Source organism: Chengkuizengella axinellae, from assembly GCF_030730905.1.
Taxonomy (GTDB): domain Bacteria; phylum Bacillota; class Bacilli; order Paenibacillales; family KCTC-33759; genus Chengkuizengella; species Chengkuizengella axinellae.
In genome coordinates this window covers 1-6,608 of sequence record NZ_JAVAMP010000031.1, presented here as the reverse complement: position 1 = coordinate 6,608, position 6,608 = coordinate 1, and the positions used below count along the sequence as shown (strand labels likewise).

Annotated in this window: 8 protein-coding genes; all 8 read left to right on the top strand. The window is 33.2% G+C overall.

Annotated elements, in window-relative coordinates:
• The first annotated feature begins 166 nt into the window (after positions 1-166).
• The 8 genes from Q5Y73_RS24380 (at position 167) to Q5Y73_RS24345 (ending at position 6,545) form a co-directional block, all read left to right on the top strand.
• Positions 167-673 carry a hypothetical protein gene (locus Q5Y73_RS24380; RefSeq protein ID WP_305994525.1) on the top strand — a complete coding sequence of 169 codons (507 nt, stop codon included), beginning with the start codon at positions 167-169 and terminating at the stop codon, positions 671-673.
• Positions 674-860: 187 nt separating this feature from the next.
• Positions 861-1,112 carry a hypothetical protein gene (locus Q5Y73_RS24375; RefSeq protein ID WP_305994524.1) on the top strand — a complete coding sequence of 84 codons (252 nt, stop codon included), beginning with the start codon at positions 861-863 and terminating at the stop codon, positions 1,110-1,112.
• A gap of 72 nt (positions 1,113-1,184) precedes the next feature.
• Entirely contained in the window at positions 1,185-1,826 is a 642-nt protein-coding gene (locus Q5Y73_RS24370) for an HAD family hydrolase (protein ID WP_305994523.1), read from the top strand.
• Between the two features lie 459 nt (positions 1,827-2,285).
• Complete coding sequence (locus Q5Y73_RS24365) at positions 2,286-3,353, top strand: S-layer homology domain-containing protein (RefSeq protein ID WP_305994522.1); 1,068 nt, start codon at positions 2,286-2,288, stop codon at positions 3,351-3,353.
• A gap of 361 nt (positions 3,354-3,714) precedes the next feature.
• Positions 3,715-4,596, top strand: a complete 882-nt coding sequence (locus Q5Y73_RS24360) for a DUF2785 domain-containing protein (RefSeq protein ID WP_305994521.1) — start codon at positions 3,715-3,717, stop codon at positions 4,594-4,596.
• Between the two features lie 308 nt (positions 4,597-4,904).
• On the top strand, positions 4,905-5,186 hold the full coding sequence (locus tag Q5Y73_RS24355; protein WP_305994520.1) for a hypothetical protein: 282 nt from the start codon (positions 4,905-4,907) through the stop codon (positions 5,184-5,186).
• A 127-nt stretch (positions 5,187-5,313) separates the two neighbouring features.
• Positions 5,314-5,802, top strand: coding sequence for a DUF4871 domain-containing protein (locus Q5Y73_RS24350; RefSeq protein ID WP_305994519.1), 489 nt, complete (start codon positions 5,314-5,316; stop codon positions 5,800-5,802).
• Positions 5,803-6,005: 203 nt separating this feature from the next.
• A complete protein-coding gene (locus Q5Y73_RS24345; RefSeq protein WP_305994518.1) occupies positions 6,006-6,545 on the top strand; it encodes a DUF4871 domain-containing protein in 540 nt (179 codons plus the stop codon).
• The last annotated feature ends 63 nt before the right edge of the window (positions 6,546-6,608 follow it).

Sequence of the window (6,608 nt, the reverse complement as noted above, 5' to 3'; positions counted from 1 at the left end):
TATGGCGCATTTCTCGAAGAAGAGAAGCGTCTTTCTTTATGAATGGGGCCATATTGTTGAATAACTCATTTATCAATGGCAATGGAGATTTATGTTAAAATATATAAGAGAGTATGTGTGAAATATTTAGGAGAGTATGTGTGAAATATTTAGGAGATTAAGATATATGATTGAGATAAATACCTATTTACAAATTCCAAATATTGAGATGCCAGTAGAATTTAGCGAAAATCATGAAGATTTCTTTGTAAATATAAATGATAGCAATAAAATACTTAATATAGTTGATCAGATTGATACCGATTATATTGAAGGTGCTATAGTAATTAAGTACTATGATATTACCATTATAGACTTCGAACTGTGGGATTTAGTAGTCACTTTTTGGGCCTATTTAATGAATATGGTTGAGGAGGTCCTTGAAATGAAAAGAGGACATACTTATTTACCCGACCAACCTCTTCGGATTGATATGGAAATTTTAAATAAACATTCAGTTTCTTTTAAAATAGGTAAAGGAAAATATGGAGACTTTGTTCTTCCAAAAAAAGAGTTTTTTCTGGCATTAATTAATGAAGCAGAAAATGTATTTAAAAAAATAGATATTTATTTCTCAAAAAAAGAAGATTATCACCTTGAACAAATTCAAAGATTACGAAAGAACATAATATAATTTAATAAATTAAAAGCTTAATATTGTCTTTAGGTGGAATGTTTAAACAGGTGGTGTTGGTATGTGTGAAAAATGTGACATTCTTAGGAGCACCTCTTATGCATGCACCGATTAAGAAGTTAGTGATAGTTTGTAGAAATACTAAAACACAATTGAGATTAAAATAAATGAAAAGTAGGTTTAATGATTGATAAAGGAAATGGATATTCGTTGTCATTTATATGGTGAAAGGTTTTCTCCTACGAAAGTTGAACAACTAACTGGAATATCTCTTGAAAACAAAATTGAAGTAGGAGATATATTATCCAATGGAAGAAATAAAGGAACTCTTTCTTCGGATACATTTTGTTGTAGACCAGCTTTTCAGAATATCTTTGCTAGGATTTTTCTGATCCCTCGATCTGTATATTTTTTATCCCAACTGGATTCAAATAAATAAGCAGCGTTTTTAATTTGCGAACCATGCCAATACGTGGTGGCTCAGACGCAGTTGACAAAGGAGAACGAAACATTGAAAAAGTACATACTCTTCGATCATGATGGTGTTCTGGTTGATACTGAATTCTGGTATTACAAAGCGGGAGAACGCGCTCTGGCTGATATTGGATTTACCTTGGATAAAGATCAATACCTCCGCGACATGACCCAGTCATTGGGTACTTGGGCCCAAGCTAGGGTGGCAGGCATTGATGAACAGACCATTAGCAAGCAGCGTGAGGTCCGCAATGTCTATTATCAGGAATATCTAAGAACAGAAGCCATAGAGATTGAAGGGGTTGTTGAAACTCTAGCCGAACTGTCAAAGTACGTCCGTATGGCCATCGTGACGACTGCCAAACGTGCGGATTTTCAACTTATTCATGAAAAGCGTCGGATTATACAATTCATGGAATTTGTCCTTGTTCGCGAAGACTACGAGCATACCAAGCCGCACCCGGAACCATACTTGAACGGCCTAAAGCGCTTCGGAGCTACTAAAGAAGAGACCCTAATAGTAGAGGATTCAAACCGAGGGTTGAACTCAGCCGTGTCCGCTGGTATCGACTGCGCTATTGTCCATAATGAGTTTACAAAAACACATGATTTCTCACAGGCAAGCTATCGAATCAAGACTCTGAATGAACTAAAGGACATTATCCTGAATGTAACTTGAAAGAGCATCCCTTTTAATCCACATATGAGTTTGATTCAAAGTAATAAATATCCTGATAAATTTAATATTAAAGAATGGGAAAAGCTTGCTTTGTATTACAAGTTGGATACTGATGCTGTTGTTGATTATAATATTCGAGATAAATTTATTAATTGGGGCAGATCCAAGCAATAACAATAATAATGATCATTTTGATTTTAATTTAAGTTAACGTTCCAATATTATCTCTTATTCAACAATATGGCGCCTATATTTAATAAGGCGTATTTTTGATTTGGGCCAGATTGTGGAAAATAAACCTTCAGTAAAACAGGGAATTAAAGAGCCTTAATCTATTAGTTATTATTTACTTCTGACAAACCCTTTCAGTATAATTAGATTGGTAAATTAGTGAATGGAAGTTTTATATTGTAAGAGACTTTCTAATTATATTACTAGGAAAAAGAGAGGGTAATTATGTTGAAGAAGACGTTAGTAGTTATTTTATCATTTATGTTGTTACTTCCATCTACATCTGTATTTGCAGTTGGAGACCAGCCGAGTAGTTGGTCGAAAGATACGATTCAAAGAGGAATAGATTTAGGAATTGTACCAGAAAGATTGCAAGATAATTATGCTGATCCAATTACGCGAGAGGAGTTTGCGGAGTTATTAGTTAACGTAGCTTTTAAAAAGTTAGAAATGGTCGAAAGGTCATATGAATGGACAAAGGAGATGGTACTGGAAAGAGTGACGATTGATCAAACTTTTGAAGATACGGATTTAGATCATGTCAAGCTTGCCTATATTATTGGCAGTGTGAATGGTACATCAGATACGATGTTTTCACCAGATGCTTATATCACACGTGAGCAAGCAGCACAAATGCTGATGAATACAATACATAAGGGAAGTATTGTATTCTATGCTACTAAAGAAGAAATGGGTTACTCGGATTATAATCAAATAGGTGAGTGGGCGAAGCCAGCTGTGAGTGCTTCCTACACTTTGGAGCTTATGCAAGGGTCTAACGGTCAATTTATGCCACGAAAGCATATTACGAGAGAGCAAGCAATTGTAACAATAATAAGAGTATTTGACCATGCCAAGTATAGTCAGCTTAATCTAAGAGGAGATATCGTTGCTTATGCTTGGTTTGATGATTTGTCATATAATGTTGGAAAAAACTATGTATATGTATCCTATGAGGATGAGGGAGAGTTTAGTCTGTCTGACCAAAAACATAGAGAAATGTGGTTTACTTATAGAGAAACTTTTGACTCGGGAGTTCGCTATGACCACGAAAAGGCAATCGTTATTTACGGTTTTCACAGCAATCTACTAAGTTTAACTTATACATGGATTTTAGATGCAGCGTTAAAAGGTGAAGGAGTAAAAGTAGATTATGGCTATATGACAGTTGAAACATTTACAAAAAATCACTTACTCGAATTTACATTGAAAGACATTCCAGGGTATTTTAATGCGGTAGCTGGTCATGTATACGGTTATCCTAAAGTAGAGGTTGATCCCAAGCCAATAGACTAAACTTAATGGGTTCAAGCTATCCCTTTTATAATGTAATGATCTTCAACAATCTGGCGCTATTAGTGAACATATATAATGAAAAAATATTAAAAGAACAAGAACAACTCTGACAGGTATATGTCAGAGTTTATTTGTTATGATCTATTTTAGATGATCTAAATTTTCGAATTTTTAGTACAGTCACTTGGGGACATAAATAGTCTCTCGGAATTACAGCAAAATGAGTGAATTTAAGAAAAAACACAAATAACAGCACGATCTTAGGATTGTTAATATGGAAATTTATTGGGTCAAGGAAACCCTTGTCCCATCTAGTTCGGTGAATTCCGATAAACTATATAAATTATAGGAGGATGGTATTGTGAGTAATGAGAGAGAACAACTTATAATGAAATTAAAAGAATTGCAAAAAAATATGTTTAATGTAGAAAAAGTGCAAGATGCGTGGGAGTGTATGCCAACGCTGCTTGACTATATTGGAGATATCGATTGTGAGCTTCGAGAAGAATTGATATATTATGCTTTATCTGAATGGATAACTGAAAAAGAGTATTTTAATGAAGCGCAACTTAGACAAATTCTTTCTATCCTTATAGATGAAAATCATTTATTCTATCAAATAGGTAGTGACGGTGATGATAGTGTTTTTACTAGAACATTTTCAGTTCTTCAAGTAGTACTGATTTTGTATATGCATAGAAAAAAGGCATTTCTAAGTATTAATGAATTTAGTGATTTGAAGAACAAACTTATAGAATATTATACTTTAGAGAAGGATCTTAGGGGAATACTACCGGAGAAGGGATGGGCACATGGTGGAGCACATGGTGCTGACGTAATGGATGAGTTGGTACAATGCTGTGAAAGTAATGAAGATGTAGTTCAAGAGGTTCTAAATGCTTTTAAAAAAGTTATGTATAATGGAAAATACATTCTATGTGAAGAAGAAGATGAACGTATCTCTGTTGTAGTTTTTAGAATTATCAAAATGAAGCTAATATCAAATCAATCCATGATTAAATGGTTAAATGAATTGAGTGAATGCATTGAATGGGAACCAGACCGTTTGCCGGAAGACCGTATGCGGCGAGTAGCAAGAGTTAATTCAAAAAATTTCATTCGATGTCTGTATTTTAAAGTAATGCATTATGATAATACATTGGATATTATTGATGAAATATTTAGAGTAGAAGAAAAGCTAAATCTCTCTATTCTATTTAATAAAAGTTTAATTGAACAATAATGTTAGGAAGGACTAACCTTCAAAAATAAACCTGTTCAATCCAGCTGGAGAATGAGGGAGCCAACTTAAAATAACTGGGGATTAGTTGCGATTGAGTTTAACTATTTAATTTAGGGTGAACGCTACCCCTAAATAGCTTGATCTTCAACAATATGGCGCGTTCCTTAAAGAAAAGTGCTGTTTAATTTTTTATCATAAAACTGTATAACTCCTTGTACAATTCAGGGAATATTGAAATAATTGTTATTAGATTAAAGGACAAGACTATTTTATAAAAGATGCTGTATTGATATATTGGAGAGGATATTATGAACGGATATAGAGATTCCCCTAACACGATGGTTATTACATTAAAGGAAATAATAGATGAGACTAAACCTATACTGTATGTATCACACGATGAAGAAGATGGTATGTGGCAATTTCTTGATGGTTCTCTTGAACTTAATACTGACAATGCGAGGATAGTTTCTCTTAAAGAAATTTTAGAAATAGATGATTCTCTTTCATCACTATGGGACTTACCGCTTGGTTGGACAGCAGAAAGATTTAATAAATCTTCTGTTTGGACTAGGAGAAAAAAGTACTGAATTTCTAAAAAAATCCTCATCACAACCAGCCAGTATAAGCAGTGGAGTTATTCAATAAAATGGCGCTATTATTAAACTGTTATATTTAACCCTTATTAAGGGATGAAAATGTTTTGGAGGAGATGTTTTGATAAGATTACTCAAGCCATTTATATTATTAAGTATGTTGCTTTTTGTTGTAGGATGTACTTCAGACAAAATTATTAACGAAGAAGTAATTTTACCTGAAGATATCCCTGATTTTGTCCAAGAAAATGATTTTGAAATTATTGATTGGGAAAAAAAAACAGTAGAATTTGGTGATAGAGGTATTATAGGAAATGAAAACAAGTCGGGTGTTATTGGTGATGAAATGTCTGTAAACGGTCATAAGTGGATGTGGCATCTTTGGGGTGTTGATAATGTAGATCTAACAATTGTTGGTTTTCATAAAGAAACCCAAACAGTTCATCAAATTTTAATTAATGAATGGACAAGACGTTCTTATGGTCCAAATAATGGTGCAGATTCACATACACCATCCTCTGTGAAATTCACACAATCTGGAGAATGGGCAGTATTACTTTATACTAATGATAAACTATTTGATATATTGATTTATGAAATCAATGAATGATAATAGCATGTTTATTAAATTTAAAATGTAAAGGAAAGATCTTTGCACTCTGGCGCATTTCTAAAATATGAGATGAGTCTTTCTTTTTATTGTGAAAAGAAGGATAGTAGAAACCATCTGGAATAATCACTAACAAAGTAGAGGGAAAAATACTATAAACCAACTTTAAAGTTTTATCTAATTTACTAAAGGAGTGATTTTAATTGAATAAATTGATGTTATTCTTTTTATTCTTTCTGATGGTAGGTTTATTGATGGCATGTACGTCTTCTAATATAGATAAAAGTGAGAAAACTTTAGAAGATTCACAAAAAGAAGGTAATGAAGTAAAAGAAGTTGATTATAAAATTCCAGATGATGGTTGGGATTTATCATTAATATTTGACCATTCTATTGTATATGATGATGGAAATGAACACATATACACGTTTGTTGGAAATAAAGAGACACTAGGGTTCATAGGTCCCCTGCCTATTGTTGCAGGAAATTTAGGCAAACACTTATGGTTTTACTTTGGTGAAGAAAATGTTCTTAACAAACCAGTGATTGTAAAGGGGATAAAGCAAGGTACGGATGAACTAATAGATTTACATTCAGGTAGCTTCTATGAAGGTGCTAGAGTAAGTGCAGATAGTGTGAATATGCCTTCTAATATGAAGTTTCCATCAGCAGGATTGTGGAAAGTCCTTGTTTATATTGATGGACAATTTTATGATAGTATCGTGATTGAGGTTGAATATTAATTATTAAAGAATGTTAGTGGGCAATATGTTTGAACCAGTTTTAATGATTTCGATCTTTAGCAA

What these genes read in the sequence shown, in the direction of transcription:
- Q5Y73_RS24355 (WP_305994520.1), top strand. Translation starts at nt 4,905, where the DNA reads ATGAACGGATATAGAGATTCCCCTAACACGATGGTTATTACATTAAAG.
- Q5Y73_RS24380 (WP_305994525.1), top strand. Translation starts at nt 167, where the DNA reads ATGATTGAGATAAATACCTATTTACAAATTCCAAATATTGAGATGCCA.